This is a genomic window from Streptomyces crystallinus, assembly GCF_039521265.1.
Lineage (GTDB): Bacteria > Actinomycetota > Actinomycetes > Streptomycetales > Streptomycetaceae > Streptomyces > Streptomyces crystallinus.
This window is the reverse complement of sequence record NZ_BAAACA010000014.1, coordinates 855,373-880,899: the sequence shown is the minus strand read 5'-3', so window position 1 is coordinate 880,899 and position 25,527 is coordinate 855,373. Positions and strand designations below refer to the sequence as shown.

Sequence of the window (25,527 nt, the reverse complement as noted above, 5' to 3'; positions counted from 1 at the left end):
GGTAGGGGAGGAGGTCAGTCGACGTCCTGCCCGTCGACGATCCAACTGACGCCTCCATGATGGACGGCGAGATGAAGGAACCAGATCTCGTCGCTGGACAGCTCCCAGGTGAGGCAGGAGAGCCCGGCGACGAAGGCGGAGACTTCCGTTGCGGGCGCTGTCGCGTCCAGCCCGGCGAATCCCCTGAGCATCCGCCAGACGGCGATACGCCCGAGCGCCGTGGAGGCCACCGTCCCGTACGCACTGCTGCCGCCGAGCGCCAGTACGAGGTCGGGATAGGCGGCGGCGAACGGGAGGGGCGTGGCGTAGGAGGGCCGCTCGTGGGCGGGGAGCCCGTGAAGGTACCGGGCAACGGCCTGGTCCGCCGCACACCGTACGGGCCCGGAGACCCCGACGAAGCAGTACGTGGGCGCGCCCGGCGCCAGTGGCTCGGGCGCGGCGAGCACGGGTACGGCCCGGCCGCCGCTCGGGGGTAGCCGTCTGCGCCCCTCGCGCCCGACGGCGGAGAGCGAGGCGATGGCGGTGCCCCCGCTGCTCCGCCCGGAGGAGCTCGGATGTTCCGCGACATCCCAGAACTCCGCCTCCCAGGGAGCGAGCGACAGAGGCACACCGCCGTACGCCTCCGGATCGAGCCCGTCGACGCCGGACAGATCCTCCCCACGCAGCACGCGCGCGTGCGCCACGAGGTGCCGCAGCAGCGGGTGTCGCAGATGGGCCCCGACCTCCGCCCAGGTCCGGACGTGCGCGAGCGTCTCCCACAGCGCACCGGAGTGGGCCACCCCGTCCTCGAACTCCCGCTCAAGGATCCGGATGGCGTCCGCGGCCCGAGCGGCGGGCAGCTCGAAGACAGCGACGCGGGCGACGCGGGCGCGGCACTGACGCAGTTCGCGGTCGTCGGCGGCGGGCGTGTCGCAGAGGGCCGCGTCCAGCACGTCGTAGAGCTGGATCAGTCCGTTCCAGTCGTGGCGGTCGGCGAGCCGGTCGCTGCGCTCGTAGACCTCGGCCCAGGTGAAGTGGTGTCCCATGTCAGGACAGTCTGTCGGCCAGGAGCCGGAGCCATGCGGCCGGGGTGTACGGGGCCGGCGGGTCGACCTCCATTCCCAGTTCGGCGACGGCGAGGGCGCAGTCGGTCCCGTCGAGGTGCAGGGCGAGGAGTTCGTTGACCTCCCCGGCCGCCCTGGCGACGAGCGAACGGTCGGTGGTGTCCAGATAGTCCTGGAGTGCCGCGTCGTGGTCGGTGAACTCGTCCGGCATGTCCTGGGAGAACCAGCCGCCGAGGAGCTGGGCCAGTTCGGGGAAGCGGGCGTGCCACTCCCAGTGGGTCGCGGGAGCACCCGGCGGCGGCAGCTCGCCTTCCTCGATGCTCGACCTCAGGTGGTCGGCGAGGATCAGCAGCCAGTTCTGTACGTCCCGGCCGGGCAGGCCGGTGTCGGGTACGGCGTAGAACTCGCCGAGCCGCCGGCGGAGCCTGCCGGGCGGGTTGCGGGCGTACTCGCGCAGCTGGGACTCGGCGGTGGCCAGGGCCCAGGGACGGGTGTGCCAGGTGTGGCGGAGGTAGGCGTCCAGGGCGGCGCTGCGCCGTTCCGGGGTGTCGTCGGCGGGCATGCCCAGATAGGCGCGCAGGACCTGGTCCAGCTCGCCGTACCGGCGGTCGTGCTGCAGGGGTTCGACGGGCAGAGGGGCCCACAAGCCGCCTACCGGTGGCGGGCCGCCTTTGACCCGCTGGCTCACATCCGTGTCGCGACCCCGCATCCCTTGCCCATCCGCTCCTCCATGGATGTGCTGCGGTCGTACGGGTCGATCTCGCGGCCCTCGCGTGCCCCGGTGTCCCGTTCCGCGCCGAAAGCCGGAGTGAGGTAGCCGTTCGGGGTGCCGCAACCGCCGTTCGTGATGTCGATGTTGTACGAGACGAGGGAGAACGTACCCGGCTCGGTGATCACCTTCCCGGGATCGTCCCAGTCCATCACCACTTCGCGCCGCACGATCGTACGCTCGACCTCACTGCTGCCCGAGGCCGCGCGCACCACCGGGTACACGTAAGTGATGTCCGTGGTCACCCGCAGTGCGCCGCGATCGCCCTGCTGATACGTGATCCGGCCCCGCGTCTTCACGACGTCGCCGACGAGACGCGTACGCGCCTTGTCGAACCGGCTGAACAGCAGCAGCGGGTCATTGGTCTTGCTGGGCGCGCGAAACGCGGTCGACAGATAGTCCTGGACGTCCTGTTGGTGCGGATTGATCCGGGCGATCGCCTTCCCCGGGTGCTCGCCCCGCAGGACCGCCGGATCCAGGCTGGCATCGACGAGGAAGTCCCGGGTGTGGCCCAGCGCCTCTGCCACCTGTCGGGTACTCATCCATCCGGTCGCCTTGGCGGGGGGAACCGAGATCCCCGCCGCGCCGTCGGCCCAGCGTGCCGCAGGGGAGCCCTTGAACGGTTCCTTGAGCGTGGGTTGCTCCGGAGCCTGTGCGGGCGGTGCCTGGGTGGGGCGAGCGGTCTCGGCGGCGAGGGGTGTGTCTGTCGCCTCGCCGCCGGGGGCGAGCCAGTCGACCACGCGTCCCGGGAACAGGGCCACGGCCAAGAGGGCGAGTGAGGCGAGGAAGCCGACGGCGTACCAGCCCTGCTTTCGCCTCCGCTGCCTGGGCGGTGCGTAGTGGCCGGGCCATATCTGTGATGCGTCGGGCTTCTTGCGCAGCCGCTTGGTCACCACCCGGGCGCGCGCGGACGGTTCCTTGGGCGCGTCCGCCACACCGTCCACCGACTCGCGCAGGAACCGCTCCCACTCGTCGTCGGGCACGGCTGAACCGCCGTCCTGATCCCCCACCACGCTCATGCCGAAATCCCTGCTTCAACTACCGCCGAGCCCTCCCCGGCAATCGGCCAATGGTCGCACAGCGGTGGTCTGACCTGGTGCTTCGGTGGTGGCGTCCGCAGGGGCTGCGGGGTTGCGGGAGACACCTACGGCCGGATGGCGACCCGCGACCCGCCGGGTCCGCAGACGTACGGATCACCCGGGTGGCAGGCGCGTGTCAGGGATGGTTGGCGGGGGAAGGGTTCGCGGCTGGGGTGAGGGTGTCGGTCGCGGCGGCGACAGCCCCCGTGCCGCGCACGATCACCCGGTGGCTCAGCTCACCGATCAGCAGACCGGTGGCGACGACGGCGGCGGCCGGAAGGCCGAGGTGGTTGGCGGACACCACGTGGTCCAGGAGGAAGCCCCCGATGACCGGCGCCAGCGAGACGCCGATGTAGTTGGCCGAGGAACTCAGGGAGACGGAGAGCTGGGAGGCGGCAGGGTTCACACCGACGAGCCGGTGCTGGATCGGGACGAGCATGGCCCACCCGCACGCGCCCCAGAGGACGACCGCGACGAACGCCGAGACGAGGTGCTGGCTGCTCCACGGTGTTGTGAGGAAGACGAAAACCGCCGTAACACCTGCGGTGTTGATGACGACCCGGTTGCCGTACGCGTCGGTGAGGCGCCCGGCGAACAGGTTGCCCACGACGGCGGCCACGCCCCACGCGAACAGCAGCCACGCGAGGGTGGTGCCGGCGCCGCCGGTGGCGGGTCGGAATACCTGGCTGACGTACGTGTAGAGGACGAAGAGACCGCTGTACGAGACGAGCAGCAGGACCAGCGTGAGGGTGATCCGCGCGTCGGCGAGCGGGGAGAGCCGCTGTTTGAAGGGGACGGCGGGTGGGCGCGGTACGGCGGGCAGCCCGATGAGTACGGCGACGGCGGCGAGCGCGCCGACGGCGGCAACGAACATCATGGTGCCGCGCCAGTCCGTCACCCCGCTGATGGCGGTGCCGATGGGTGAGCCGAGGGCGGTGGCCGCGCTGAGCCCTCCGAAGAGGATGGACAGGGCGGTGGCGCGCCGCTCGGGTCCGGCCAGGGCGACGACGGCGCCCGCGGCGGTCGGCGTGAACATGGCGCCGCCGAGCGCCGCGACGACGCGGAAGGCCATGGCGGCTTCGAAGGTGGGGGCGAGGCCGGTGCCGATGTTGCCCGCGACGAAGACGGCGAGCCCACCGATGAGCAGCAGCTTGCGGGAGGCCCGCCCGGCGACCGAGGCCACGAGCGGCGACAGGATCGCGTAGGCGAGGGCGTACGCGGTGATGAGCTCGGCGCTGGTGGAAACGCCGACGTCCAGGTCCTCGGCGACGCTCGGCAGAATGCCGGCGACCACGAAGCTGTCGGTGCCGATGGCGAACATGCCGATGGCGAGCGCGATGAAGCGGAGGTTGAGGCGGTTGTGCGGGTCGGTTGGTGTCATGGGTGGGTCCTAGATAGGTGCGTGCCTTCGCGAACAGCCGTACGCCTAACGGAGAAAGCGCGCATTTGCCGTTATGAGCCAGCGCCGACCGTACGCGGAGTCACGGCAAACCTCAACTGATACCGTTATGAACGTGAACGCCGCCGAACGATCGACCACAGCCCAAGGCCCCGCCCCCGGCGAGACGGAGCACCACTCCCTCGCCCTGGTCAACACCGAGTACGAACTGCCGAGCGGCCCCCACGACGGGCTGCCGGACGTGGCGGCGGCGGGCCGATGGCTGCGGGAGCGGGGGCTCGCCCCGGTGGGGACGCTGTCGCAGACGGAGCTGAGGCGTCTCCGCCTGCTACGCGAGGCCACGAGGGAGATCTTCAGCGCGCACATCGAGGGCGAACGCCCAACGAAGCCAGCCCTGGAGTGCTTCAACGACGCGCTGGCGGCGGCCCCGGGCGTACGTGAGCTGACGTGGAGCGCGAAGGGCCCGCGGGTGGCGGTGGGGGATAGACCGGGAACACGGTTGGAGGCGGCCCTGACGCAGCTGGCGGAGGACGGAGCGGCCCTGCTGACGGGCCCATCAGCCACCAAACTCTCGACCTGCGGCGCGACGGGCTGCACCCGCCTGTTCATCCGCTCCCACGCGGCGCGTCGCTGGTGCTCGGACCGATGCGGGAATCGGGTGCGGGCGGCACGGCATTACGCGGAGCGGGACCGGGCCGTGCATTAAGCGCCATGAGGGGCAGTCAGGATTGAGTACACCGCCCGATATCAGGACGACCGTCCTGTTTCATTTGCCCGTGGACGATGGGTTCGGGTGTGGGTAGAGGGCACGGCGAACGCGCCGGTCGAGGGCAGTGCCGTGGGGCGGGGACCTTCAGTTGCTCGTCGTAGTGCTGGAGGCGCACGTCGTCCGGTTCCAGAGCGACTGATGTGCGGAAGGGCCCGGGGGCTAATGCTCAGCCTCCAGGGGCGGCGACCGCTCAACGAACGATGCAGTCGTCACGGCGCAGGCGTCCCCGTGGTGTTGTCAGTCGCGACTTTCGGTCTGGTAAACCAGGCGAGGCCGGATGTCGCGACTGTCAGCGAAGACAGTAGGAGCAGGGAAGGGTTCACGTATCCGGGCACCTGGGCGGGGTAGCTTCCGCCTCCCTTGACGTGGCAGAGGAACCGCGGCGGGAAGTAGCTGCCGTCGTACCCGTCCCACTCGTGGTATTTCGCGGCTCCTCCGGCGTTACGGCAGGCCGCGTACATGTCCGGCTCTTCCATGAAGATCAGGCTTCCGGCGCCGAGCATGTACATCAGGACGGTCGCAACGGCGAGAAGGATGGCGGATGTCTTAAGCCATGCGCTTGCGGTCTTCGGCAGGCTTCCACGCTCGACTCCGGAGGAGACGAGGTAACCCACCAGGCTGAAGACGGTGATGAGCCCGATCAGGAGGATGAAGAGCAGGACGATCGAGCTGATGCCGTCTGGTCGATCGGAGGCCAGGGGATATCCGGTGTTCGTCACCGCATCATCCTGTTGTACTTCCCGAAATCGGACGAGTGGGTAATGCGCTTCTTGGCGTCGGGGAAGGCCGATTCCGGCGGTACGGCCCCCTGCTAGCGGAGAAGGACCTCGTCGTCCCGGGCCGGGCCGCCGCACCAGCGGAGTGCCACCGGGTGGTGCCGACCCCACTGAGTCGTGATGGAGCCCCTGAGCTCCATCACGACCGTGCCCGATCAGCGGGCGCGCCCCCGCCTCACCGCCTCCAGAACAAGTGATGCATCACCCCACTCGAACTCGGCACCACCTCCAAGTGGAAGCGGTCCCGCAGCTCGTCCGGGGATTCCCACAGCCGTACGCCGGAGCCGTATCGGATCTGCGGCGACACCGCCACATGCATCGTGTCGACCAAGTCCGCATCGAGGAACTGCCGGATCGTCGTCACCCCGCCACCCAGGCGGACATCCTTGCCCCGCGCCGCCTCCCGCGCCTGCGCCAGCACCTCGGCCGGGTCCCCGCCCACGAAGTGGAACGTCGTGTCGGACAGCGTGAACGACGGGCGCTTGTGGTGCGTCATCACGAACACCGGTGTGTGGAACGGCGGTTCCTTGCCCCACCAACCCCGCCACTCCTCGTTCTCCCACGGCCCCCGCAGCGGCCCGAACTTGTTCCGGCCCATGATCTCCGCACCGATGTTGCGCGCGAAGTCCCGCGTGAAGTAGTCGTCCAGGCCCCGGCTGCCCCCGGGATCCGTACGCATCGGCCAACTCGCCGTCGCACCCGCCCAGCTGAACAGGTCGCTCGCGTTGGGGAGCCCGAAGGGGTTCTCGAGACTCTGCTCCTCAGCGGCACCCGCGCCGTACCCGTCCCCCGAGACGTTGAAGTTCTGGACCCTCAGTAGTTGAGCCATCTGCTACCTCCTGCTGTTGGTGGTACCCATGTGACTCGCCCGGAGGGGGAAACTCATCGCTCCGACACGCGGTACGCGGCACATGGGAGCGGGCCGCCCCGATCCCACGGCTTGAACCTGACACCGGTGTCAACTCTTACGGTCACAGCATCGCAAGCGTGTCCCTACCAAGGAGGAAACAGCAATGAGCGAGCTGACCGGCAAGGTGGCCCTCATCACCGGCGGCAGCCGCGGCATCGGCGCCGCCATGGCCAAGCGCCTCGCCGCCGCAGGCGCCGCCGTCGCCCTCACCTACGTACAGGCCGAGGACCAAGCCCGCGCCGTCGCCAAGGACATCGAGGCGGATGGGGGTCGGGCCCTCGTCATTCACGCCGATCTCACCCAGCCCGACGCCGCCACCGCCGCCGTCGAGCAGACCGTACGGGAGCTCGGGCGCATCGACATCCTCGTCAACAACGCCGGCTTCCTCACCTACGGCCCTCTCCACGACGTGACCGTCGACGAACTCGACCGGGTCCTCGCCGTCGACGTCCGGTCTGTCTTCCTCGCCGCCCAGGCCGCCGCCCGGCACATGAGCGACGGCGGGCGCATCATCAGCATCGGCTCGTGCTTCAACGGACGTGTCCCCGGCGCGAACTTCGTCCTCCAGGCCATGGCCAAGACCGCCCTCATCGGACTCACCAAAGGCCTCGCCCGCGAGCTCGGGCCGCGCGGGATCACCGCCACCGTCGTCGATCCGGGCCCGATCGACACCGACATGAACCCCGCCGCCGGGGAGACCGCCGACTTCCAGCGTTCGCTCACCGCGCTGGGGCGGTACGGCACCGCCGACGACATCGCCGCCGCCGTCACCTACCTGGCCGGCCCCGGCGGACGCTACGTCACCGGCACCACCCTCGCCGTCGACGGCGGCTACACGGCCTGACCGGCCTCCTGCGTGCCCCGCACGGCCCTCGCCGTCGACGGCGGCTACACGGCCTGACCGGCCTCCTGCGTGCCCCGCACCACCCTCGCCGTCGACGGCGGCTACACCGCCTGACCCACCCCCTACGCGCCCGCGCCCCTCAGAACCGCGACCGTCTCCGGGTGCGGCCCGTGCAGCGCCCACTCCAGCGGGGACCAACCCGTCCCGCCGTCCTCCCGAAGGTCCGGATCAGCCCCTTGCGCCAGCAGTACCCGCACCGTCTCGACGTGCCCCCAGCACGCCGCCGCACACAGCGGCGTCCCCTCCGCGCCGGGGCCACGGCTCTCCGCGTCGGGGGCCGCCCCGGCCGCCAGCAGCAGGCCGGCGATCTTGGCACGGCCGTTCACCGCCGCCTCGTAGAGAGGAGTCGTGCCCCCCGCGTCCGTGCCCTCCGCGTCCGCCCCGGACCTCAGTGCCGCCCTGACCCGGGCCGCGTCACCCTCCACGATCGCCCCGAAGAGGCGGCGGGTCTGCTTCTTGCGCCGACGATGGTTCATGGCGGCCGAGGTTACGGCGCGGACGCGCGGCCGGGCGAGTTGTTTTCGGTCGCCGCCCCACCTCCAACCTGCTCCGGCCCCCCTCACCGCGCCCGATCCAACGTCACCCGCATCGCATCCATAGTCGACTGCCGCACCCCCCGAAACGCCCGCCGCGCCCCCGCACACTCGGCCGTCTCATACGTCGCCCCCGCCATCACCGCATCCCGATACACCCCCAACGCCTTCGTCGCCTCCCGCGCCTTCGTCACCACCTCGGCAGGTGCGACGAGCTCCAGCTCGTACTGGCGGGCGTACACCGCGTTGTCGTGGATCGCCGATCTCGCGAGCTCGGCGCGTTCCCCCGGCTCGAGATCGACGTTCCGGCTGGCCAGCGAGATCGCGTCCCGCGCCAGCGTCGCCGCGTCCAGATAGCGCGCGTACGCCGTACGTAACTCGCCCCGCTCCTGCTCGCCCAAGTTCCGTCTCCACCGCGCCCGCTCCGCGAACAGCGTGCCGCCCATACCGATCAGCGCACCCAGCGCCGTCCCCACCACCGTCGCCCACTCCATGGCCGGAGGATAGGCACCACCCCTGCCAGAACACACCCGCCGTCCTCAAGACAGACACCCCATCGGCCCACCCCTCCGCGCGCCCACCCCACCCCCACGCTCCAATGGACAGGTGACCGCCGCACTCCACCGCCTCACCGCGCCCCCGGACGACTGTCTCGCGCGCAACGAGTGGATCTGCGGTGAGTACGTGTCCTCCCGCAGCCAGATCCTCTGGGACGCCGTCGTCCAGCACCTTCAGCTCACCCTCGCCTCCGTGGCCATCGGGCTCGCCGTCGCTCTTCCGCTCGCCGTCGCCGCGCGGCGCTGGCGATGGGCCGCCGGGCCCGTCCTCGGGCTCACCACCGTCCTCTACACCATCCCCTCCCTCGCGATGTTCTCGCTGCTCCTGCCGGTGTACGGGCTCTCCGCCACCCTCGTCGTCGCCGGGCTCGTGCTCTACTCGCTCACCCTTCTCGTCCGCAACATCCTCGCGGGGTTGCGAGCCGTTCCCGAGGACACCCGGCAGGCCGCACGCGGCATGGGATACGGGCCCGTACGGCTGCTGGTCGCCGTCGAGCTGCCGCTCGCCCTGCCCGCCGCCATGGCGGGGCTGCGGATCGCCACCGTCTCCGCCGTCTCCCTCGTCACCGTCGGCGCCATCGTCGGCTACGGCGGCCTCGGCAACCTCATCTACAGCGGGATGAACACGTACTTCAAGGCGCAGGTCCTCACCGCCTCCGTGCTCTGCGTCCTCATCGCCGTCGCCGCCGACCTCGTCCTCCTCCTCGCCCAGCGGCTGCTCACCCCCTGGACCCGGGCGGTACGCGCATGAACGCCGGAGCCCCGGGCCGCCCGGCTACGGCCCCGCCCGCCGAGCCGTGCACGGCGGCCCGCCCATGAGCACCCTCTCCGACGCCTGGTCCTGGCTCACCAGCTCCGCCCACTGGCACGGCGAGAACGGCATCTGGCACCGGCTCGGCGAACACCTCTGGCTCACCGCCCTCTGCCTCGTCCTCAGCTGCCTCATCGCGCTGCCCGTCGCCCTCGTCCTCGGCCACCTGGGCAAAGGCGGCGCCCTCGCCGTCAACCTCTCCAACATTGGCCGGGCCGTCCCCACCTTCGCCGTCCTCGTCCTGCTCCTCCTCACTCCGCTCGGGCGGCACGGCGAAGCACCCACCATCGTGGCGCTCATCCTCTTCGCCGTACCGCCGCTCCTCACCAACGCGTACGTCGGCATGCGCGAGGTCGACCGCGACGTCGTACGGGCCGCGCGGGGCATGGGCATGACCGGCAGCCAGATGTTGTGGCGCGTCGAGCTGCCGCTCGCCCTGCCGCTCGTCCTCACGGGCGTACGGATCGCGGCCGTCCAGCTCGTCGCCACCGCCACCCTCGCCGCGCTCGCCGGCGGTGGCGGGCTCGGGCGGATCATCACCGCCGGGTTCAACCTCGCCTCCACCCCGCAGGTCGTCGCCGGAGCCGTCCTCGTCGCCGTCTTCGCCCTCCTCGTGGAGGCGCTCTTCGAGGTCGCCCAGCGGTTGGCGCCCCTCTGGGCGAGAGGCGGTGGCCCCGTATGAGAGCCCGGTTCGCTCTGCCGGCCGCACTACTCGCCCTCACCGCCTGCACCACCGGCCCCACCCTCGAAACCCAGGGCGCCGTCACCGCACCCCCCGGCGACAGCAAGCACCTCACCATCGGCACCGCCGGATTCACCGAAAGCGATCTCCTCGCGCAGATGTACGCCCTGCTGCTCGGGCAGGCCGGCTACAGCACCAAGATCCTCTCCGTCACCAACCGGGAGCTCTACGAACCCGCCCTGGAAGCCGGGCAGATCGACGTCGTACCGGAATACGCCGCGACCTTCGCCGACTGGCTCAACGCCAAAGCCCACGGGCCCGACGCGGAGCCCGTCGGCTCGCCCGACCTCGCCACCACCATGAAGGCCCTGCGCGCCCTGGCCACCCCGCGCGGCCTCACCGTCCTCGACCCCGGCAGGGCCGTCGACCAGAACGCCTTCGCCGTGACCGCCGCCTACGCCCGGCAGCACCAGCTCAAGACCCTCAGCGATCTGGGCGCCGCGAAACTGCCCGTACGGCTCGCCGCCGGGGACGAGTGCGTACAGCGGCCCTACTGTGAACCGGGGCTGAAGAAGACGTACGGCATCGACATCACCGCCGTCGACCCCAAAGGCGTAGGCACCACCCAGTCCAAACAGGCCGTGCAGAACGGACGGGACCAGATGGTCCTCACCACGACGACGGACGCCACCCTGGACGCCTTCGGGCTCGTTCTCCTCGCCGACGACCGCCACCTTCAGAACGCCGACTACATCGTGCCCGTCGTCAACCGCTCACGGGCGGGGAGCGAGGGCGTGACCCGCGCGCTGGGGGCGCTCAACGCCGTGCTCACGACCGCCGATCTCGCGAGCCTCAATCAGCAGGTGGACAGCTGGCGACGGCTGCCCAAGGACGTCGCCAGGAACTACCTGCTGTCGAAGGGCCTCGTGAAGGCCTGACCGGGACAGTGACCTACTTGCTGTCCGAAGGCTTTCTGCGGCCCTGAATACGATCCCGCAACCGGTCCTTGCCCCGCCGGTGCATCTGCCGCTGCCCCCGCCCCAGCGCATGCTGCTCCGCCGGTCCCTCCTGCGCCCACTGCTCGGCGCTCTCCTGTACACACACATGGACGTGCACGTCGTGCCAGCCGTCCGCGTGCAACTGGGCGCTGCGGCGGGTGCTCTCCGGCGGGAAGCCCGACTTCAGGGCCACCCGGCAGGCGGCCTGGTTCGACATCGGATGGGCGATCTCGATCCGGTGCAGCCCCACCGTGTCCAGCGCCCACGACGCCAGCGTGGAGACCGCCGCCGGAGCGACCCCCAGCCCGCGCATCGAGGGCAGGATCCAGTACCGGCAGTCGGAGCGGCCGACCGCCAGGTCCAGGGAGCACAGCGCCACCCAGCCCACCAGCGCCCCGTCGTCGGAACGCGCCACCGCCCAGTGCGCGTCCGTCTCCGCACGCCAGCCCTGGCGCCAGCGCGCGATCCAGCCCCGGGTCTCGATCTCGCAGTCCGCGCGCCGCCGCGTCCAGTGCTGGATCGCCGGATCCTGGTACGCCTGGTAAACGAATGACGCGTCGTCGAGTTCCCAGGGCCGCAGAAACAGACCGGCGGACACCGCGAGGGCCGGTTGGTCGGACCGTCCGAGGCGGCCTGCCGGGACAACGGCAGGGACCAGCTGGGGCATGGGGCCCATCATGGCAGTGGAGCGCCCCCGGAGGGGGCCGCTCCAGCCGGACAACCCACCCGATTTTTCACATCCACATTTTCCTCTACGTACGCCTACGTAAGCGACTTGAGGAATTCACCCGCACGTCGACCCCGGCCGCACCCCGACAATGGGGTCGAGGAAGCCGCGAGAGCAGGAACGGGCGAGAGGGACACGAGACCATGGACCACGACGAGCTCCACAGCCGGTTCGCGACACTGACCACCGCACACGTGGCGGACGCGTGCCTGCGCGCCCGCGTGCCCGTGCGGTGCGCGCCCCCCGTGGTACGCGCCGTGGTGGACGGCGGACGCGTCGCCGGGCGGGTGGCGCCGGTGCGGCACGTCGGCAGTGTCGACATCTTCCTGGAGGCGTACGAGGAGGCCGCGCCCGGTGACGTCCTCGTCGTAGACAACGGCGGACGGCTCGACGAGGCCTGCGTCGGCGATCTCGCCGTCCTTGAGGCGAAGGACGCCGGGCTGTCCGGAGTGGTCATCTGGGGCCTGCACCGCGACACGGCCGACATCCGGGCGATCGGGCTGCCGGTCTTCAGCATGGGCGCGACCCCGACCGGGCCCCAGCGGCTCGACGGCCGCGCCAAGGACGCCCTGGAGGCGGCCACCGTGGGGGAGTGGACCGTGAGCCGCGAGGACGTCGTCTTCGGGGACGACGACGGCGTGCTCTTCGTCCCCGCCGACCGGGCGGCCGAACTCCTCACCGTCGCCGAGACGATCCGCGACACCGAGCGCCGCCAGGCGGACCGTATCCGCGAGGGCAACTCCCTGCGCGAGCAGGTGCAGTTCACCCGCTACCTCGAAGGGCGCCGGGGCAACCCCGCGCTCACGTTCCGTGAGCATCTGCGCGCGGTGGGTGGGGCGATCGAGGAGTAGGCCGGGGAATAGGATGGCGTATATGCGTACGGCACACATCGCCGTACGACTTCAGGAGCCCACGGCCTCTCGGCGGAAGGACCGGCGCCCACGATGTCCGCGATGCTGATCGGCGCGCACGAGCCGCTGGCGGTCGACGTCACGGTGGCCATCCGCTCCGGAGACGTCCGTGGCCTCCAGGCCCTCCTCGCCGCCCACCCCGGCCTCGCCGCCGCCCGCCTCGGCGACGAACTGGTGAACCGCACGCTGCTGCACGTGGCCACCGACTGGCCGGGCCACTTCCCGAACGGCCCGGCGGTCGTGGCCGCGCTCGTCGCGGCGGGCGCGGACGTCGGAGCCCGGTTCGCCGGCCCGCACGCGGAGACCCCGCTGCACTGGGCGGCCAGCTGCGACGACGTCGCCGTCCTGGACACACTGCTCGACCTGGGCGCCGACATCGAGGTCGACGGCTCGGTCATCGCTGGCGGCACGGCCATCGCGGACGCGGTCGCTTTCGGCCAGTGGCGGGCCGGGCGCCGACTGCTGGAACGCGGCGCTCGTACGACCTTGTGGCAGGCGGCAGGCCTCGGCGAACTCGACCGCGTCGCCGCGTACTTCACTCCCGACGCCCCACCGCCGCCCGCCGCCGACGTCACGGAGGCCCTGTGGTGTGCCTGCCACGGCGGACAGCAGCGGACGGCCGCGTATCTGCGGGAGCGGGGCGGTGACATCGACTGGGTCGGCTACGACGAGCTGACTCCGCTGGACGCGGCCGTGCGCGGGGAGCATGAGGAAGTGACCGCGTGGTTGCGGGGGTTGGGGGCGCGATCGGCCAGGGAGCGGATCTGACGCGGCCGCGTTCCCGGCCGGTGGGCATCGCCGATGCGCCACTCACGTACCCTCCTCGTGGCACCGAGAGGCTCGACGGCCCAACCGCCGCGCCGCCGACGGCCTCGCCCTGCCCGTGGCGCCTGGCGGTTTCCGTCCCTGGGCCGGGACATGGCGGGAAACGAGGCTCGGTCCCGGGGGCCGGTCCACTACCGTTTTCCCCGGGGTCGCGTCGCTCCACCGGGGTCGTGCGGAACGTGCGCAGCCATCTCCCGTGGGCCCCATCGGGCGCTGGAGCCACGCGCACGTCTGTCCGCTCACCACGGGGGAGTCCATGCCGGTCGCGCGCGTGTCCACGGACCCGATACCGGCGGCGGAACGATTCGACTGGTGGTGCGACCTGGTCTGGCAGGACGTCGCCCGCACCATCATCACCAGCGATCACGCCGCCGAGTTCCAGGCCGGGGCGGAGACGGCAGACCTGGGTCTGGTCAAAGTGACCGCGATGCACTTCGCGCCGATCCGGTCTCTCCGCACCCGGACGCTCATCCGCCAGTCCGACCCCGAGGTCTACGAGCTCTCCCTGATCATGGGCGAGCCGATGTGGCTGTCGCAGCGCCGCAACGACACCGCCGCCCGGGCGGGCGACCTGCTCCTCTGGGACACCTCGCAGCCATTCGACGGCGGCGTCTGCGGAGACCACGCCGAGGCGATCATCGTTCATCTGCCACGCTCGGCGCTGTCCCTCCCACTCGACCGGATCGACCGCCTGGTGGCGACGCGCATGCCCGCGACCAGTGGCATGGGGGCGATCCTGGCCGCGTTCCTCACCGAGGTCCTCGACCAGGCCCACGCCTGCCGCCCCCAGGACCTGAACACCCTGGGAACGGTCACCCTGGACCTGGCCTCCGCGTACCTCGCCCAGCGTGTCGACGCCGCGGAGCGGCTCTCGCCCGAGACGCGCCGACAGGTCCTGATCACGCGTATCACGGCCTTCATCGACCGCAACCTCGCCGACCCGGACCTGAACCCGTCCGTGATCGCGGCCCGGCACCACATGTCGCTGCGCTCCCTGCATCTGCTCTTCCAGACCTCCGGGGAGAGCGTCGCCGCCACGATCCGGCGCCGCCGACTGGAACGCTGCCGCAGGGACCTGGCCGACCCGAGACTGCGTCACCGCACGATCGGCGAGACCGCCGCCCGGTGGGGGTACCACCGCCCCGCGGACTTCAGCCGGGCGTTCCGGGGCGCCTACGGCGTCTCGCCGAGCGACGTCCGGGCACGGGCGCTGGCAGCGGACGACGCTCGCGCTGCGCGCTGAGCGGCGCGTCGCACGGCGCGTGCGAACGTGCCGCCCGTTCACGACGCTTTTCCGGCCAGGAACCGAAAATCCCGGCGTATGTCCGGAACAAGGAAATCCGGATGCGCTGAATGACAACGAACCGTGCGCGACGTCCCAACGACCAGGTGTCGCCCTCTCCTGCAAACTCCTTTCACCGAGCCGATACAAAGCCGACTCGGTATCTCTCAGAAGCCTTCGGCAAAGGAGTCAGACATGCACTTCGCCCTGCCGCGCACGGCCGTTCTGGGCGCCCTCCTCATGGGCGCCGCCCTCACACCCACCGTGGCCAACGCCGCCGCCGGCACCTCCCCGGCGTCGGCTCCGGCCGCCGCCAAGGTGTCGGCGAGCAGCGCCGGTACGACCGTCACGGTGAACCGCGACGCGCGTACCGGCACCTTCACCGCGACCGGATGCCACGGCACCACCTGCATCTACGTCAACGGGTCCGGCCTTTACGTGAATTACGCGACCGTCACCAATCGGAACGGCGACCCCACGGGCCGGGGAGTGATTTCCAGTACCTGGGACGGCCAGACCCACTATGGGCCCTGGCTCGGGAAGTACGGTTCCTGGCGCTGGGACTACTACGTCTCCATGAACCAGAACAACAAGGTCTGCGGATCCATAGAAGGCCGTGACGTGGCCTGCCTCACCATCCACAGGTGACGTCAGCCGGCAGGAGCGGGTCGGCGGCGAGGCCGGGGAGCCGGGAGCCATACGGTGTCCGCGACAACGCCGCCGACCGGCTCGTCCCCGAGCGCCGCGCCGCGTGCCCGCGTGCCCTCCCCGTTGTCAGTGGCCCGTGCGAAGGTGGTCCGCGCCATGACGCTGCTCGGCCTCGTCCAGCACATGGCGGAGATCGAACGGAACTGGTTCCAGCGGGTGTTCGCCGGGCAGGCGCCCGGCACAACGGACACGCGGATCTGCTGCGGGAGCGGATCGACGGGGTCAAGGGGGTGTAGATCGCCCTGCGCCCCGCCGCACGCCGCCCCTCACGCCCCTCCGCGCGTGTCGACCGCGTACAGACGGCCGCTCGCGTTGGCGACGTACACGACGCCGCCCGACACCAGCGGCGGGGGCTGGATGCCGAGTGTGGTGGGGATTCGCCACTGCTCGGTCCCGGTCTCCGCGTGCAGGGCGTACAGGTGGCCGTCCGCGCTGCCGACGTACACCATGCCGCCGGCCACCGCGGGTGAGGACCGCGTCAGCGTGGGACCGGCCGACTGCCAGCGGATCTCGCCCGTCGCGGCGTCGATGCCGCACACCAGGCCGGTTTCGGTGCTGACGCAGACCAGGCCGTCGGCCACGGCCGGTGAAGTGGTGATGGCGCCCCCGGCGGGGGTGCGCCATCTGACCTCCCCGGTCAGCGCGTCGACCGCGTACAGCTGCCCGTCGCCGCTGCCGACGTACAGGACCCAGCCGGACAGGGCGGACCGGGAGGAGACCGGGGCCGTGATGGCGGTCCGCCATGTGCGCTTGCCGGTCGCCGCGTGGACGCCGTACACGGCACGGTCGGTGGCGGTCCACACCAGCCCGCCCGCCGCCGCCAGCCAACGGAAGTACGCCAGGCGGGGGCAGAACCTCCAGATCTTCTTGCCCGTGGCGATGTTCAGCGCGTCCACGCTGTTCGCGCTGGCGACGTAGAGCGCCCCACCGTCCGTCTCCAGGGCCACGCCCGACTGCTGGCGCACACCGAACTGCCAGCGTTCGCCGCCGCTGTAGGCATTGAGCATGTGGACGCACGGGCCCTCGGCGACGGCGAGGGCGCCCTCGGTCACGGCCAGTACCGCGCGCACGGGGTTCTCGGCCTCGAACTGCCAGTGTCCGCGTCCGGTGGTCACCTCCACCGCGTGCACTCTGCCGAAGCTGTTGCCGACGCAGACCAGCCCGTTCACGACCGCGAGCTCGGCGTGCACGGCGGCCTCGGTGGGGAAGGACCACCTGATGGTGGCGGTGGACGCGCGGTTCGGGGCCGACGGCGCCAAGGCCGCCGACGAGCCCTGGCCCGGGGTCGCCGCCCCCGGACCGGCCGTGCCCAGCAGCGGATCGAACCGCGCGGCCGCCGCCGTCGACACGGCGCGGCTGTCGTCGTCCAGCAGCCGCCGCATCTCCCGCGCCACCTGCTCCCGTACGGTCGCGTTGCCCACCTGGTAGCGGTGGGCCAGGCCCTCGATCGCGCCCAGCCGGTCCGCGGGGACCGGGCTGGCCAGGGCGTGCCGCAGGTGCTCGGGCAGCCGCCAGTGGACGTTGCGGGCGATGACGATCCGGCCCTCGACGTTCTCCTGCTTCTTCGGGCGCTGCTGCGGCATCTCCTCCACGACCTTGTCGTGGACGTACGCGTACAGCTCGTCCAGGGTGATGTCCCCGTCGCCGTCGAGGTCGGCGCTGCCGTCGCGCAGCCCGGACACCAGATGGCGGGTGAACACCGACTGCGGGGCCAGACCGTGCAGCCGGTCGCCCTCGAAGGAGTACTGGGTGGCGTCGGAGGCGGTCAGGACGCTGCGGCCGCTGCCCCGGAAGCGTTCCAGGGTGTGCATGTCGGTGTCGCCCTTGGCGAGGCGACCGGCCGGAAAGGCGCCGCTGTAGCAGCAGTCGAGGATCAGCACCTGCTGCCGGGAGGCGCAGCCGGTCATGGCGCGGTCGATCAGCTCGGCGGGCAGCGAGGTGAACGCCAGGTTGTCGCGGCGGGTGTTGCCCATCGCCAGGTGCAGCCGCCCCTCGTCGTCCTTGAGGCCGTGGCCGGTGAAGTACAGCAGCGTCAGATCGTCGCGCCGCCGGTCGCGGAACAGCTCGCCGATGGCCTCGCCCGCCCGGTAGTGCGGCTCGTTGATGAGCGTGGTGACCTCGAACCCCGCGATCTCGGGGTCCCGCAGCACCTCCGCGAGGGCCTCGGCGTCATGCGCGGGCGCGGTGAGCCGGCGCAGCCCCGCGTCCTCGTACTCGTACGTGGCCACCAGGAGGGCCAGCCGCCGGCCCACGCTACTCGCCCGCCCGGTGACGGCGCACGAAGCCGTCGATCAACTCCCGCCGCTCCTCGGCGGTCGCGTGCTCCAGCTCGATCGAGTCGCCGTCGATCGTCACCGAGATGCGGTGCCGGGCCGACTGGCGGCCCAGCCAGTCCCGGAGGGTGTCGATGAGGACGGTGAAGACACCGCCGGACGCGCTCAGCACCACCACGATCGCGCCGACGGTGACCGGGTCGCCGCCCTTGGCGCCCGGCGGGAGCTCCCCGAGGGGCGGCGGGGGCAGCACGTCCACGTCCAGCTCGCGCAACTCCGCCCGGAGCCGGCGCGTCAGCCGCTCGACGTCCTCCGCGTCCGACTCCTCGTCGGGCGCCAGCGACAGCAGCACTTCCCTCACGCGTCCCCGCTCCCCAGCCCGCAGCCCACACATCTCTGTGGTCCCGCATGGACAGTACCGCCTCCCGCACGGCCGGGTGCGAAGGCGGTTTCAACTCGCCTCTCCCGGCAACCCGGAGGGCATGTCCAGACGCTATGGCGGAAACCCCGCCGCGACGATCATCCTCATCATCGCGGACATCACCGCAGTGATCCTGATCCTGTGGATCGCCTTCTACCTCTTGGACGCCAACACCGCGAACGACCTGGTGTCCTGGGTCCACCACGCGGCGAACTGGCTCTCCGGCTGGTCGCGTGACATGTTCAACGTCGAGTCGGACGACTGGCGCACGATCCTCAACTACGGGCTGCCCGCGGTGGTCTACCTGCTGATCGGCCACGCGGTGGCGGGCCGGGTCAACCGGTCGTAACACCGGCGACCCGCCCTGTCCCACCGGCACGCCGTCGGCCCCGGGATCACCCGAGCCGTGTCAGTTTCGCCCCGAAGGAGGGCTCGCGGAGGTCCTTCTGGAGGGCGACCGGGACCTTCGGCGCGTCGGAGCCGGTGCCGACCGTCAGCGTGGCCAGCACCGCGCCGGCCTTGCCGGAGTGCGGTACGGACTCGCCCGCGCCGGTGATCCGCAAGGGCAGGCGCTGGCCCGGTACGCCGATCGCCTTCAGGTCGGCGGTCGCCACCAGCGGCGTCCGGCCGCCGAGCCCGTCGTCAACGTACCCCACCACCTGGCCCTTCTTCACGGTGACGGCGGCGGTCAGGGCGTCCCGTACGGCCGCGACGACCTTCTTGCTGTTCTCCTTCACCAGCTTGAGGCTGTTCCCGCCGCTGGGGTCCGGGCCGTCGACGTGCTGGTCCAGCATGGTGCCGAGGACCAGCGGGGTTAGGTCGCCGACCGTCTTGTACGCGGCCCACATCAGCGCGCCGCCCGCCGCCGTGTTGGAGCCCGTCTTGATGCCCTTGATGCTCAGCCCGGCCAGCAGCAGGTCGTCGTTGTTGTTGTTGATCGGCTGCGGCAGCCCCTTGATCGTGGCGTTGGGCAGCGCCACGATCGGCCGGAACGCGTCGAAGCGCATGACCGCCTCGGCCAGCCTGAGCTGGTCGACCGCCGTGCTCACGGTCCTGGGGTCCAGTCCGCTCGGGTCCGTGTACGTGGTGTCCTTCATGCCGAGCGCCTTGGCGGCCTCGTTCATCTTCGCCACGAACGCCGACTCGTCCGTGCTGCCGGTGTCCCAACGCGCCAGCAGCCGGGCGATGTTGTTGCCCGACGGGATCATCAGCATCTTCAGCATGTCCTGCTGGCTGAACCTCGCCCCGGCCGTCAGGCCCTCGATGCGTGACTCGTCCTTGGACTGGCCCTCCCGCACGGCCTTCTCGTCGACCTCGATTGTCGGCCCCGCCTCGTCCTTCTTGAGGGGGTGGCCCTTGAGGACCACGTACGCCGTCATCACCTTGGCGACGCTCGCCGTCGGCACCGGCCGCTGCTCCCCGAACGTGCCGATGCTCCCCGAGCCCTGCACCTGAACGGCCCCCTGGCCCTTCGCGGGCCACGGCAGGCTGAAGCGCCCGTCGAAGGTGTACGAGGACGTGTCGGCGCCCAGCTTCAGCGACGGCGCCGGCAGCGGGCGCACCGCCTGTACGACCACGAAGACCAGCGCCAGAAGCAGGACGACCGGCATCCAGATCTTGAAACGACGGGTGAGGGTACGGGCCCGGGTCTCCGGCGGCTTCGGGGTGTTGGTGAGCTCCGCGAGCAGGTCGAGGGGCGGGAGCGGGGCGGGTGCGGTCGGTGCCGCGTCGGGGGCGGGCGTCGGCGCCGCCCCGTCCCGGGCGCCGGAGGCGGGACCGGACGCGGGACGGGACGCGGGACCGGCCGCCACCGGCCGCGACGGCTTGTTGACGACCGGCGGGTCGAGCGGCTTGAGCGCCACGAACTCGCTCGTACGCTCGGATTCGGATTCGGATTCGGGTGCGGGTTCGGCTGCGGATTCGGGTTCGGATGCGGGGGCCGGGCCAGCGCCACGGGAGGCACCCGGGGCGCCGGGCGCCGCCGCGCCGGGCTCGGCCGCGTCGGCCGCTTCGGGTCGGCGATCCGGCGCGCCGTCCTGCCCCGTACCGGGTTCTGCCGCGCTGGCATGCTCCGTGTCGGGTTCTGCCACGTCGGCCTGCGCCACATCGGTCCGCGCCGCGCCGGCCTGCGCCACATCGGTCCGCGCCGCGCCGGGTTCCGCCACGTCGGTCCGCGACGCGCCACCCCGGCTCGCCCCGGCCTCCGCCGCCCCCCTCTCCTCCTCCACCACGTCCGTCTTCCGCTCGTTGCCCTCATCGGGGGACTGGCCCGCCACTGCTTCTCTCCTCGTTCGATCGGATCCGATCCGAACCGTCGTCCTCACACCATCACAGCCCGAGCTGTGAACCCCGCGCCCGGCGCGCTACCTCTTCAGCACCGCCCGCATCACCGCCTTCGCGATCGGTGCCCCCAGGCGTCCGCCCGCGATGGCGTCGCGTGAGATGTTCATGTCCTTGGGGTCGACGAGGACCGCCACCGCGACCGGGGAGGTGCCGTCGCCGCGCTTGGCGTACGCGACGAACCAGGCGTACGGGCGCTCGTCGCGCACATCGGCGCCGTGCTGCGCGGTGCCGGGCTTGCCGCCGACCGTCACACCCGGGATCCGCACCTTGCTGCCCGAGCCGTCGGTGACGGTGAACTCCATCATTTCCTGGACCTTCTTCGCGGTGGCCCCGGACACGGCCTGGCTCAGCACCTCGGGCCGGGTCCTGGCGAGCGGGGAGAGGTCCGGCCCGCGCAGCTCCTCGACCAGGTACGGCTTCATGACCTTGCCGTCGTTCGCGAGCCCGGCCGTCACCATGGCCATCTGCAACGGGGTGGCGGTGACGCTGCCCTGGCCCATTCCGGTGAGCGCGGTCTGCGGCTTGTCGAGCTTCTCGGGGTAGCCGCTCGCCACCGCCCGTACCGGAGTGAACTGCTCCTTGTTGAAGCCGAACTTCTCCGCCGTCTCGCGCATGCCGTCCTTGCCGGTCTTCAGCGCGGCGTCGAGGAAGACGTTGTTGCAGGACCACTGGAGGCCGGTCCTCATCGAGACCTTGTCGCACTGGGAGTCGGGGACGACGTTGCCGATCTCCGTCGTGCTGAGCGGCAGCCGGTACGGGGCCCGGGCACCCGAGGGCGCGTCGATGTCGGTGACCGTGCCGTGTTCCAGGGCGGCCGCCGCCGTGAGGATCTTGAAGGTCGAGCCGGGCGGATAGGTCTCGCGCATCGCCCGGTTGCTCAGCGGCTTGTCCTTGTCCTGGTCGAGCTTCTTGAACGCCTCGCTCTCCTTGCGCGAGATGCCCGCGAAGACCGAGGGGTCGTACGAGGGCGTGCTCACCATGGCGAGGATCCGGCCGGTACGCGGGTCGAGCGCGACCACCGCGCCCTTCGCCTTCAGATCCGTCAGCCCCTTGTACGCGGCCTTCTGCGCCTCCGGGGCGATGGTGGTGATGACGTCGCCGCCGCGCGGCTTCACCCCGGTCAGGGTGTCGAGGGGGCCGGCGAGCAGCCTGCTGTCCTTGCCGCCGAGGACGTCGCCGTGCACGCCCTCCAGGAACGTCGCGCCCTGCGCCTGCGAGAGGAAACCCGTGACCGGCGCGTACATCGGGCCGTCCTTGTAGACGCGCTTGTACTTGAGGTCCGAGCCCGGGGTCGCCACCGACCCGGTGACGGGTGTGCCGCCGACGATGATGTTGCCGCGCGGCTGGGCGAACGCCTCGATCCGCACCCGGTGGTTGTTCGGGTGGTGGGCGAGCGAGTCGCTCCGCGCGAACTGCACCCAGGTCGCCCGTATGAGCAGGGCCAGCGTGAGCACGCCGCAGAAGACGGCGGTACGCCGCAGGGGCCGGTTCATCACACTCCGGTGGGGTCGCGGTGGTCGCCGGCGCGGGGGCCGGCGGCGGACATGGCAAGAGCAGAGCAGCACTCTGTGCCGTATGTCCAAGTTCACTATCAGTCCTCGATCGATAAAATTGCGATATCGTCGCTGGTCGTGGACTTGATTCGGCATCTGGAGTGCTTCGCGGCTGTTGCAGAAGAGTCACATTTCGGTCGGGCCGCCGAGCGGCTCGGTATGGCTCAGCCGCCGCTCTCGCAGCGCATCCAGCGTCTGGAGCGCGAGCTCGGCGTACGGCTCTTCGAGCGCAGCAGCCGACAGGTGACGATCACCAAGGCCGGGACCCTGCTCCTGGCTCAGGCCCGTGAGCTGCTCGCCCGCTCCGAGGCGCTGATGGCCACCGCGCGCCGCATCCGCGACGGCGAGAGCGGACTGCTGCGCGCCGCGCTGCCGCCGGACACCGCGGGCGAGACCGTCGCCGCGATCCTGACGCACTTCCGGGAGCGGCATCCGGGGGTGGAACTGGAGCTGCGCGAGCTGACCACCAGCCAGCAGCTGGCCCAGTTCGCCTCGCACGACCTGGACGCCGGGCTCATCCACCACCCCTGCGACGTCTCCGGCCTCGAACTGGGCCCGGTCCTGCGCCGCGAAGTGGGCGTCCTGCTGCCGCGCGAGGCCCCCGAGGCCGCGCTGGAGGCGGTCCCGCTGTCCGCGCTCTCCCCGTACGACCTGATCCTCTTCCACCGTGCCGCCGCGCCCGCGCTCCACGACGACGTGCTGACCACCTGCGCGCGCAACGGCTACACGCCCCCGGCCCTGCGGCACGGGCAGGGCGCCAGCTTCATCCGCGGCCTCGTCCTCTCCGCCCGAGCGGTCGCCCTCACCCCCAGGGACGCCCATCCCGACCACGCCGCCGACCGTGACCCGGACCTCGTGTGGCGTCCGCTCGCGGGGGCGCCGCTGTCGTGGCGGCTGTCGGTGGCGTGGCCGCGCGGCCGCAGCGACACGGCGGTGAGCAGCTTCGCCGAGGCGGCCGCGCGCGCGTTGCGGGAGACTTCGGCCGTGAGCACCGAACTGCCTCCGCGCCCGCTGCATCTGCGCCCGGCCGCGGAGTACTGGCTGTGACCGGCGCCCCCGCCCGCATCCGCGAGGCCTTCGACGAAGCCGGAGTCACGGGCCGGCTGCACGCCCTGGACATCGACTCGGGCGCGGAGATCGGCGTCGACGGCGATCACGCCGTGGTCACCGCGAGCGTGCACAAACTCTGTCTGCTGGTCGCGCTGCACGAGCAGGCGGCGGCGGGGCGCCTGGACCTCACCGAGCAGGTCGAAGTGCCGGTTGCGGAGCGGGAGTCGGGGCCGACCGGCGTCGCCGCCATGCTCGATCCCGTACGGATGTCGCTGCGCGACGCGGCCTATCTGATGACGGCCGTCAGCGACAACGCGGCCGCCGAACTGCTCCTCGGCCGCGTCGGCCTCGACGCCGTCAACGCCACCACGGCCCGGCTCGGCCTGACGCACACCTACGCCGTCCACACCTTCCGCGAACTCCTCGCCACCATCAAGGAGGACGCGGGGCCCGGCGGCGCCCGGGCGCTCGCCGACCCGTACGTCGTCGCCCGGCTCAGGGCACTCGACCCGGCCCGCACCAACCGCAGCACGCCCCGTGACATGACCAGGCTGCTCGGCGCCGTCTGGCGGGACGAGGCCTGCGCTCCCGAACACGGCGCCGCGATCCGAAGGCTGCTCGGGCTCCAGGTGTGGCCGCACCGGATGGCCTCCGGCTTCCCCTTCGACGACGTCCATGTCGCGGGCAAGACGGGCAGCCTGCCGACCCTGCGCAACGAGGTCGGGGTCATCGAGTACCCGGACGGGGGGCGCTACGCCGTCGCGGTCTTCACCCGCGCCGCCAGCACCGCCGCCACCCTGCCCCCGGCCGACGCGGTCATCGGCACGGCGGCCCGCCTCGCGGTGGAGGCGCTGCGGGCCTCCTAGGGCCTGGCTCCAGGGCCTGGCCCCAGGGCGTGCCCGACCATTCCCGCCGCCGAAGTCGCGGCTACGCGTCCGCCACCGAGTCGAAGTCCACCTCGTCCCGCCCCACGCCCTGCGCGTCCGCGTCCACCGACCTGCGCAGCGCCTCGTGGAGCTTCGCCGGGGTCAGGACGCCCGCGAAGTGGGAGCCGTCCAGGACCGCCACCCAGCCAGCGTCGTACTGGAGCATCTCGCTGAACGCCTGCTTCAGCGGCGCCCCCACCGGCACCCAGGCGTCCATGCGCCGGGCCAGGTCAGCCACCCTCGCCGGGGTCCCGGCCAGCGACAGCTCGTCCGTGGAGACCCAACCGTGCAGCTCGCCCGATGCGTTGAGGACGACCGCCCAGCGCGCGCCCGTCTCGCGCAGCCGCGCGGCGGCCAGGTCGGCGGGCTCGTCGAGGCGGGCGAGGGGCGGCTGCTCCAGGTCGGCCTCCTCCACCGTGGTGACCGACAGCCGCTTCAGGCCCCGGTCCGCGCCCACGAACTGGGCCACGTACGGGGTCGCCGGGGCGCCCAGGACCGCCGCCGGGGTGTCGAACTGCTCGATGCGGCCCTCCCCGTACACCGCCATCCGGTCGCCCATCCGCACTGCCTCCTCGATGTCGTGCGTGACCAGCAGCACGGTCTTGCGCACGGTCGCCTGGAGGCTCAGGAACTCGTTCTGGAGCCGTTCGCGCACCACCGGGTCCACCGCCCCGAACGGCTCGTCCATCAGCAGCACCGGCGGATCCGCCGCCAGCGCCCGCGCGACCCCGACGCGCTGGCGCTGGCCGCCGGAGAGCTGGGCGGGATATCGGGAGCCGAACGTCTTCGGGTCCAGGCCCACCAGGTCCAGGAGTTCGGCGGCCCGTGCCCGCGCCTTCGCCCTCTTCCAGCCGACGAGGGCCGGAACGGTGGCCGTGTTGTCCAGGACCGTGCGGTGCGGGAACAGGCCCACCTGCTGGATGACATAGCCGATCCGGCGGCGCAGTTTCACCGGGTCGAGCGAGGCGATGTCCTCACCGTCCACCAGGATCCGGCCGGACGTCGGCTCGATCAGCCGGTTCACCATCATCATCGTGGTGGTCTTGCCGCAGCCCGAGGGGCCGACCAGGGTGACGAGTTCTCCCTCGTCCACCTCGAAGGAGAGGCCGTCGACGGCGCTGGTGCCGTCCGGATACACCTTGCTGACCCGCTCGAACCTGATCATGGACCCACGCTAGGAGGCCCGCCGCCCGTACGCACACGGACAGCCGCCGGCGGAGTGCGCTCCCGGACGGCCGGAAGGTGGCGGGCGCGGGCGTGCACCGCCGGTCCCGTGTG

General features: G+C 71.5%; 26 protein-coding genes and 1 pseudogene. 13 read left to right on the top strand and 14 right to left on the bottom strand.

All coding sequences use genetic code 11. The features are described from left to right. Positions 1–14: 14 nt before the first annotated feature. The 4 genes from ABD236_RS14500 to ABD236_RS14485 all read right to left on the bottom strand — a co-directional run bounded on the left by ABD236_RS14500 (position 15) and on the right by ABD236_RS14485 (position 4,272). Positions 15–1,025 (bottom strand): hypothetical protein, encoded by a 1,011-nt coding sequence (locus tag ABD236_RS14500; RefSeq protein WP_344074040.1) that lies wholly within the window; start codon positions 1,023–1,025, stop codon positions 15–17. 1 nt (position 1,026) lies between these two features. After that, positions 1,027–1,689 carry a contact-dependent growth inhibition system immunity protein gene (locus ABD236_RS14495; protein ID WP_425543866.1) on the bottom strand — a complete coding sequence of 221 codons (663 nt, stop codon included), beginning with the start codon at positions 1,687–1,689 and terminating at the stop codon, positions 1,027–1,029. Positions 1,690–1,727: 38 nt separating this feature from the next. Continuing rightward, the gene (locus tag ABD236_RS14490; protein ID WP_344074039.1) at positions 1,728–2,831 is read right to left on the bottom strand and encodes a hypothetical protein; all 1,104 of its coding nucleotides are present in this window, start codon (positions 2,829–2,831) and stop codon (positions 1,728–1,730) included. 196 nt (positions 2,832–3,027) lie between these two features. After that, entirely contained in the window at positions 3,028–4,272 is a 1,245-nt protein-coding gene (locus ABD236_RS14485) for an MFS transporter (protein ID WP_344074037.1), read from the bottom strand. Between the two features lie 133 nt (positions 4,273–4,405). Between ABD236_RS14485 and ABD236_RS14480 the strand changes: the two genes are divergently transcribed. Further along, complete coding sequence (locus ABD236_RS14480) at positions 4,406–4,996, top strand: CGNR zinc finger domain-containing protein (RefSeq protein WP_344074036.1); 591 nt, start codon at positions 4,406–4,408, stop codon at positions 4,994–4,996. A gap of 272 nt (positions 4,997–5,268) precedes the next feature. Here ABD236_RS14480 and ABD236_RS14475 read toward each other — a convergent pair whose 3' ends face one another. Beyond that, positions 5,269–5,778, bottom strand: a complete 510-nt coding sequence (locus ABD236_RS14475; RefSeq protein ID WP_344074034.1) for a hypothetical protein — start codon at positions 5,776–5,778, stop codon at positions 5,269–5,271. Between the two features lie 232 nt (positions 5,779–6,010). Then, positions 6,011–6,664: a dihydrofolate reductase family protein gene (locus ABD236_RS14470; protein ID WP_344074033.1), complete on the bottom strand. Its 654-nt coding sequence runs from the start codon at positions 6,662–6,664 to the stop codon at positions 6,011–6,013. A gap of 184 nt (positions 6,665–6,848) precedes the next feature. Here ABD236_RS14470 and ABD236_RS14465 point away from each other — a divergent pair, with 184 nt between their 5' ends. After that, complete coding sequence (locus ABD236_RS14465; RefSeq protein WP_344074032.1) at positions 6,849–7,589, top strand: SDR family NAD(P)-dependent oxidoreductase; 741 nt, start codon at positions 6,849–6,851, stop codon at positions 7,587–7,589. A 122-nt stretch (positions 7,590–7,711) separates the two neighbouring features. Here ABD236_RS14465 and ABD236_RS14460 read toward each other — a convergent pair whose 3' ends face one another. Together ABD236_RS14460 and ABD236_RS14455 are read right to left on the bottom strand one after the other, a co-directional pair. After that, positions 7,712–8,125, bottom strand: coding sequence for an ankyrin repeat domain-containing protein (locus tag ABD236_RS14460; RefSeq protein WP_344074030.1), 414 nt, complete (start codon positions 8,123–8,125; stop codon positions 7,712–7,714). An 83-nt stretch (positions 8,126–8,208) separates the two neighbouring features. Further along, positions 8,209–8,676, bottom strand: coding sequence for a hypothetical protein (locus ABD236_RS14455; protein WP_344074028.1), 468 nt, complete (start codon positions 8,674–8,676; stop codon positions 8,209–8,211). A gap of 112 nt (positions 8,677–8,788) precedes the next feature. On the opposite strand from ABD236_RS14455, the gene ABD236_RS14450 reads away from it, so the two are divergent. From ABD236_RS14450 to ABD236_RS14440, 3 genes are all read left to right on the top strand, one after another. After that, positions 8,789–9,490 carry an ABC transporter permease gene (locus ABD236_RS14450; RefSeq protein ID WP_344074027.1) on the top strand — a complete coding sequence of 234 codons (702 nt, stop codon included), beginning with the start codon at positions 8,789–8,791 and terminating at the stop codon, positions 9,488–9,490. 64 nt (positions 9,491–9,554) lie between these two features. Then, on the top strand, positions 9,555–10,232 hold the full coding sequence (locus ABD236_RS14445; RefSeq protein WP_344074025.1) for an ABC transporter permease: 678 nt from the start codon (positions 9,555–9,557) through the stop codon (positions 10,230–10,232). Then, the gene (locus ABD236_RS14440; RefSeq protein WP_344074023.1) at positions 10,229–11,170 is read left to right on the top strand and encodes an ABC transporter substrate-binding protein; all 942 of its coding nucleotides are present in this window, start codon (positions 10,229–10,231) and stop codon (positions 11,168–11,170) included. The genes ABD236_RS14445 and ABD236_RS14440 overlap by 4 nt, the downstream gene beginning before the upstream one ends. A 13-nt stretch (positions 11,171–11,183) precedes the next feature. On the opposite strand, the gene ABD236_RS14435 is transcribed toward ABD236_RS14440, so the two are convergent. After that, the gene (locus ABD236_RS14435) at positions 11,184–11,897 is read right to left on the bottom strand and encodes a GNAT family N-acetyltransferase (RefSeq protein ID WP_344074022.1); all 714 of its coding nucleotides are present in this window, start codon (positions 11,895–11,897) and stop codon (positions 11,184–11,186) included. A 203-nt stretch (positions 11,898–12,100) separates the two neighbouring features. On the opposite strand from ABD236_RS14435, the gene ABD236_RS14430 reads away from it, so the two are divergent. The 5 genes and pseudogenes from ABD236_RS14430 to ABD236_RS14410 form a co-directional block, all read left to right on the top strand. After that, positions 12,101–12,808, top strand: coding sequence for an RraA family protein (locus ABD236_RS14430; RefSeq protein ID WP_344074020.1), 708 nt, complete (start codon positions 12,101–12,103; stop codon positions 12,806–12,808). A 93-nt stretch (positions 12,809–12,901) separates the two neighbouring features. After that, positions 12,902–13,636 (top strand): ankyrin repeat domain-containing protein, encoded by a 735-nt coding sequence (locus ABD236_RS14425; RefSeq protein ID WP_344074019.1) that lies wholly within the window; start codon positions 12,902–12,904, stop codon positions 13,634–13,636. A 313-nt stretch (positions 13,637–13,949) separates the two neighbouring features. Next, positions 13,950–14,936 (top strand): AraC-like ligand-binding domain-containing protein, encoded by a 987-nt coding sequence (locus ABD236_RS14420; protein ID WP_344074018.1) that lies wholly within the window; start codon positions 13,950–13,952, stop codon positions 14,934–14,936. Positions 14,937–15,170: 234 nt separating this feature from the next. Next, the gene (locus ABD236_RS14415; RefSeq protein ID WP_344074017.1) at positions 15,171–15,623 is read left to right on the top strand and encodes a hypothetical protein; all 453 of its coding nucleotides are present in this window, start codon (positions 15,171–15,173) and stop codon (positions 15,621–15,623) included. Positions 15,624–15,776: 153 nt separating this feature from the next. Further along, a pseudogene (locus ABD236_RS14410) lies at positions 15,777–15,851 on the top strand (mycothiol transferase); the annotation flags it as partial. A gap of 98 nt (positions 15,852–15,949) precedes the next feature. On the opposite strand, the gene ABD236_RS14405 reads toward ABD236_RS14410, so the two are convergent. Continuing rightward, complete coding sequence (locus ABD236_RS14405) at positions 15,950–17,935, bottom strand: caspase, EACC1-associated type (protein WP_344074016.1); 1,986 nt, start codon at positions 17,933–17,935, stop codon at positions 15,950–15,952. 1 nt (position 17,936) lies between these two features. Next, complete coding sequence (locus ABD236_RS14400; RefSeq protein WP_344074015.1) at positions 17,937–18,317, bottom strand: effector-associated constant component EACC1; 381 nt, start codon at positions 18,315–18,317, stop codon at positions 17,937–17,939. 121 nt (positions 18,318–18,438) lie between these two features. Here ABD236_RS14400 and ABD236_RS14395 point away from each other — a divergent pair, with 121 nt between their 5' ends. Continuing rightward, positions 18,439–18,726 carry a hypothetical protein gene (locus ABD236_RS14395; protein WP_344074014.1) on the top strand — a complete coding sequence of 96 codons (288 nt, stop codon included), beginning with the start codon at positions 18,439–18,441 and terminating at the stop codon, positions 18,724–18,726. A 46-nt stretch (positions 18,727–18,772) separates the two neighbouring features. On the opposite strand, the gene ABD236_RS14390 is transcribed toward ABD236_RS14395, so the two are convergent. Further along, positions 18,773–20,653 (bottom strand): D-alanyl-D-alanine carboxypeptidase family protein, encoded by a 1,881-nt coding sequence (locus tag ABD236_RS14390; RefSeq protein WP_344074013.1) that lies wholly within the window; start codon positions 20,651–20,653, stop codon positions 18,773–18,775. Positions 20,654–20,740: 87 nt separating this feature from the next. Beyond that, on the bottom strand, positions 20,741–22,213 hold the full coding sequence (locus ABD236_RS14385; RefSeq protein ID WP_344074012.1) for a peptidoglycan D,D-transpeptidase FtsI family protein: 1,473 nt from the start codon (positions 22,211–22,213) through the stop codon (positions 20,741–20,743). A 138-nt stretch (positions 22,214–22,351) separates the two neighbouring features. On the opposite strand from ABD236_RS14385, the gene ABD236_RS14380 reads away from it, so the two are divergent. Together ABD236_RS14380 and ABD236_RS14375 are read left to right on the top strand one after the other, a co-directional pair. Further along, entirely contained in the window at positions 22,352–23,320 is a 969-nt protein-coding gene (locus tag ABD236_RS14380) for a LysR family transcriptional regulator (protein ID WP_344074240.1), read from the top strand. Next, on the top strand, positions 23,317–24,189 hold the full coding sequence (locus ABD236_RS14375; protein ID WP_344074010.1) for a serine hydrolase: 873 nt from the start codon (positions 23,317–23,319) through the stop codon (positions 24,187–24,189). Before ABD236_RS14380 ends, ABD236_RS14375 begins: the two co-directional genes overlap by 4 nt. 61 nt (positions 24,190–24,250) lie before the next feature. Here the strand turns inward: ABD236_RS14375 and ABD236_RS14370 are convergent, their stop codons facing one another. Then, positions 24,251–25,414: an ABC transporter ATP-binding protein gene (locus ABD236_RS14370; protein ID WP_344074009.1), complete on the bottom strand. Its 1,164-nt coding sequence runs from the start codon at positions 25,412–25,414 to the stop codon at positions 24,251–24,253. Between the last annotated feature and the right edge of the window lie 113 nt (positions 25,415–25,527).

What these genes read in the sequence shown, in the direction of transcription:
- ABD236_RS14485 (WP_344074037.1), bottom strand. Translation starts at nt 4,272, where the DNA reads ATGACACCAACCGACCCGCACAACCGCCTCAACCTCCGCTTCATCGCG.
- ABD236_RS14430 (WP_344074020.1), top strand. Translation starts at nt 12,101, where the DNA reads ATGGACCACGACGAGCTCCACAGCCGGTTCGCGACACTGACCACCGCA.
- ABD236_RS14455 (WP_344074028.1), bottom strand. Translation starts at nt 8,676, where the DNA reads ATGGAGTGGGCGACGGTGGTGGGGACGGCGCTGGGTGCGCTGATCGGT.
- ABD236_RS14420 (WP_344074018.1), top strand. Translation starts at nt 13,950, where the DNA reads ATGCCGGTCGCGCGCGTGTCCACGGACCCGATACCGGCGGCGGAACGA.
- ABD236_RS14460 (WP_344074030.1), bottom strand. Translation starts at nt 8,125, where the DNA reads ATGAACCATCGTCGGCGCAAGAAGCAGACCCGCCGCCTCTTCGGGGCG.
- ABD236_RS14395 (WP_344074014.1), top strand. Translation starts at nt 18,439, where the DNA reads ATGTCCAGACGCTATGGCGGAAACCCCGCCGCGACGATCATCCTCATC.
- ABD236_RS14440 (WP_344074023.1), top strand. Translation starts at nt 10,229, where the DNA reads ATGAGAGCCCGGTTCGCTCTGCCGGCCGCACTACTCGCCCTCACCGCC.
- ABD236_RS14490 (WP_344074039.1), bottom strand. Translation starts at nt 2,831, where the DNA reads ATGAGCGTGGTGGGGGATCAGGACGGCGGTTCAGCCGTGCCCGACGAC.
- ABD236_RS14415 (WP_344074017.1), top strand. Translation starts at nt 15,171, where the DNA reads ATGCACTTCGCCCTGCCGCGCACGGCCGTTCTGGGCGCCCTCCTCATG.
- ABD236_RS14465 (WP_344074032.1), top strand. Translation starts at nt 6,849, where the DNA reads ATGAGCGAGCTGACCGGCAAGGTGGCCCTCATCACCGGCGGCAGCCGC.
- ABD236_RS14500 (WP_344074040.1), bottom strand. Translation starts at nt 1,025, where the DNA reads ATGGGACACCACTTCACCTGGGCCGAGGTCTACGAGCGCAGCGACCGG.
- ABD236_RS14385 (WP_344074012.1), bottom strand. Translation starts at nt 22,213, where the DNA reads ATGAACCGGCCCCTGCGGCGTACCGCCGTCTTCTGCGGCGTGCTCACG.
- ABD236_RS14370 (WP_344074009.1), bottom strand. Translation starts at nt 25,414, where the DNA reads ATGATCAGGTTCGAGCGGGTCAGCAAGGTGTATCCGGACGGCACCAGC.
- ABD236_RS14445 (WP_344074025.1), top strand. Translation starts at nt 9,555, where the DNA reads ATGAGCACCCTCTCCGACGCCTGGTCCTGGCTCACCAGCTCCGCCCAC.
- ABD236_RS14470 (WP_344074033.1), bottom strand. Translation starts at nt 6,664, where the DNA reads ATGGCTCAACTACTGAGGGTCCAGAACTTCAACGTCTCGGGGGACGGG.
- ABD236_RS14425 (WP_344074019.1), top strand. Translation starts at nt 12,902, where the DNA reads ATGTCCGCGATGCTGATCGGCGCGCACGAGCCGCTGGCGGTCGACGTC.
- ABD236_RS14435 (WP_344074022.1), bottom strand. Translation starts at nt 11,897, where the DNA reads ATGCCCCAGCTGGTCCCTGCCGTTGTCCCGGCAGGCCGCCTCGGACGG.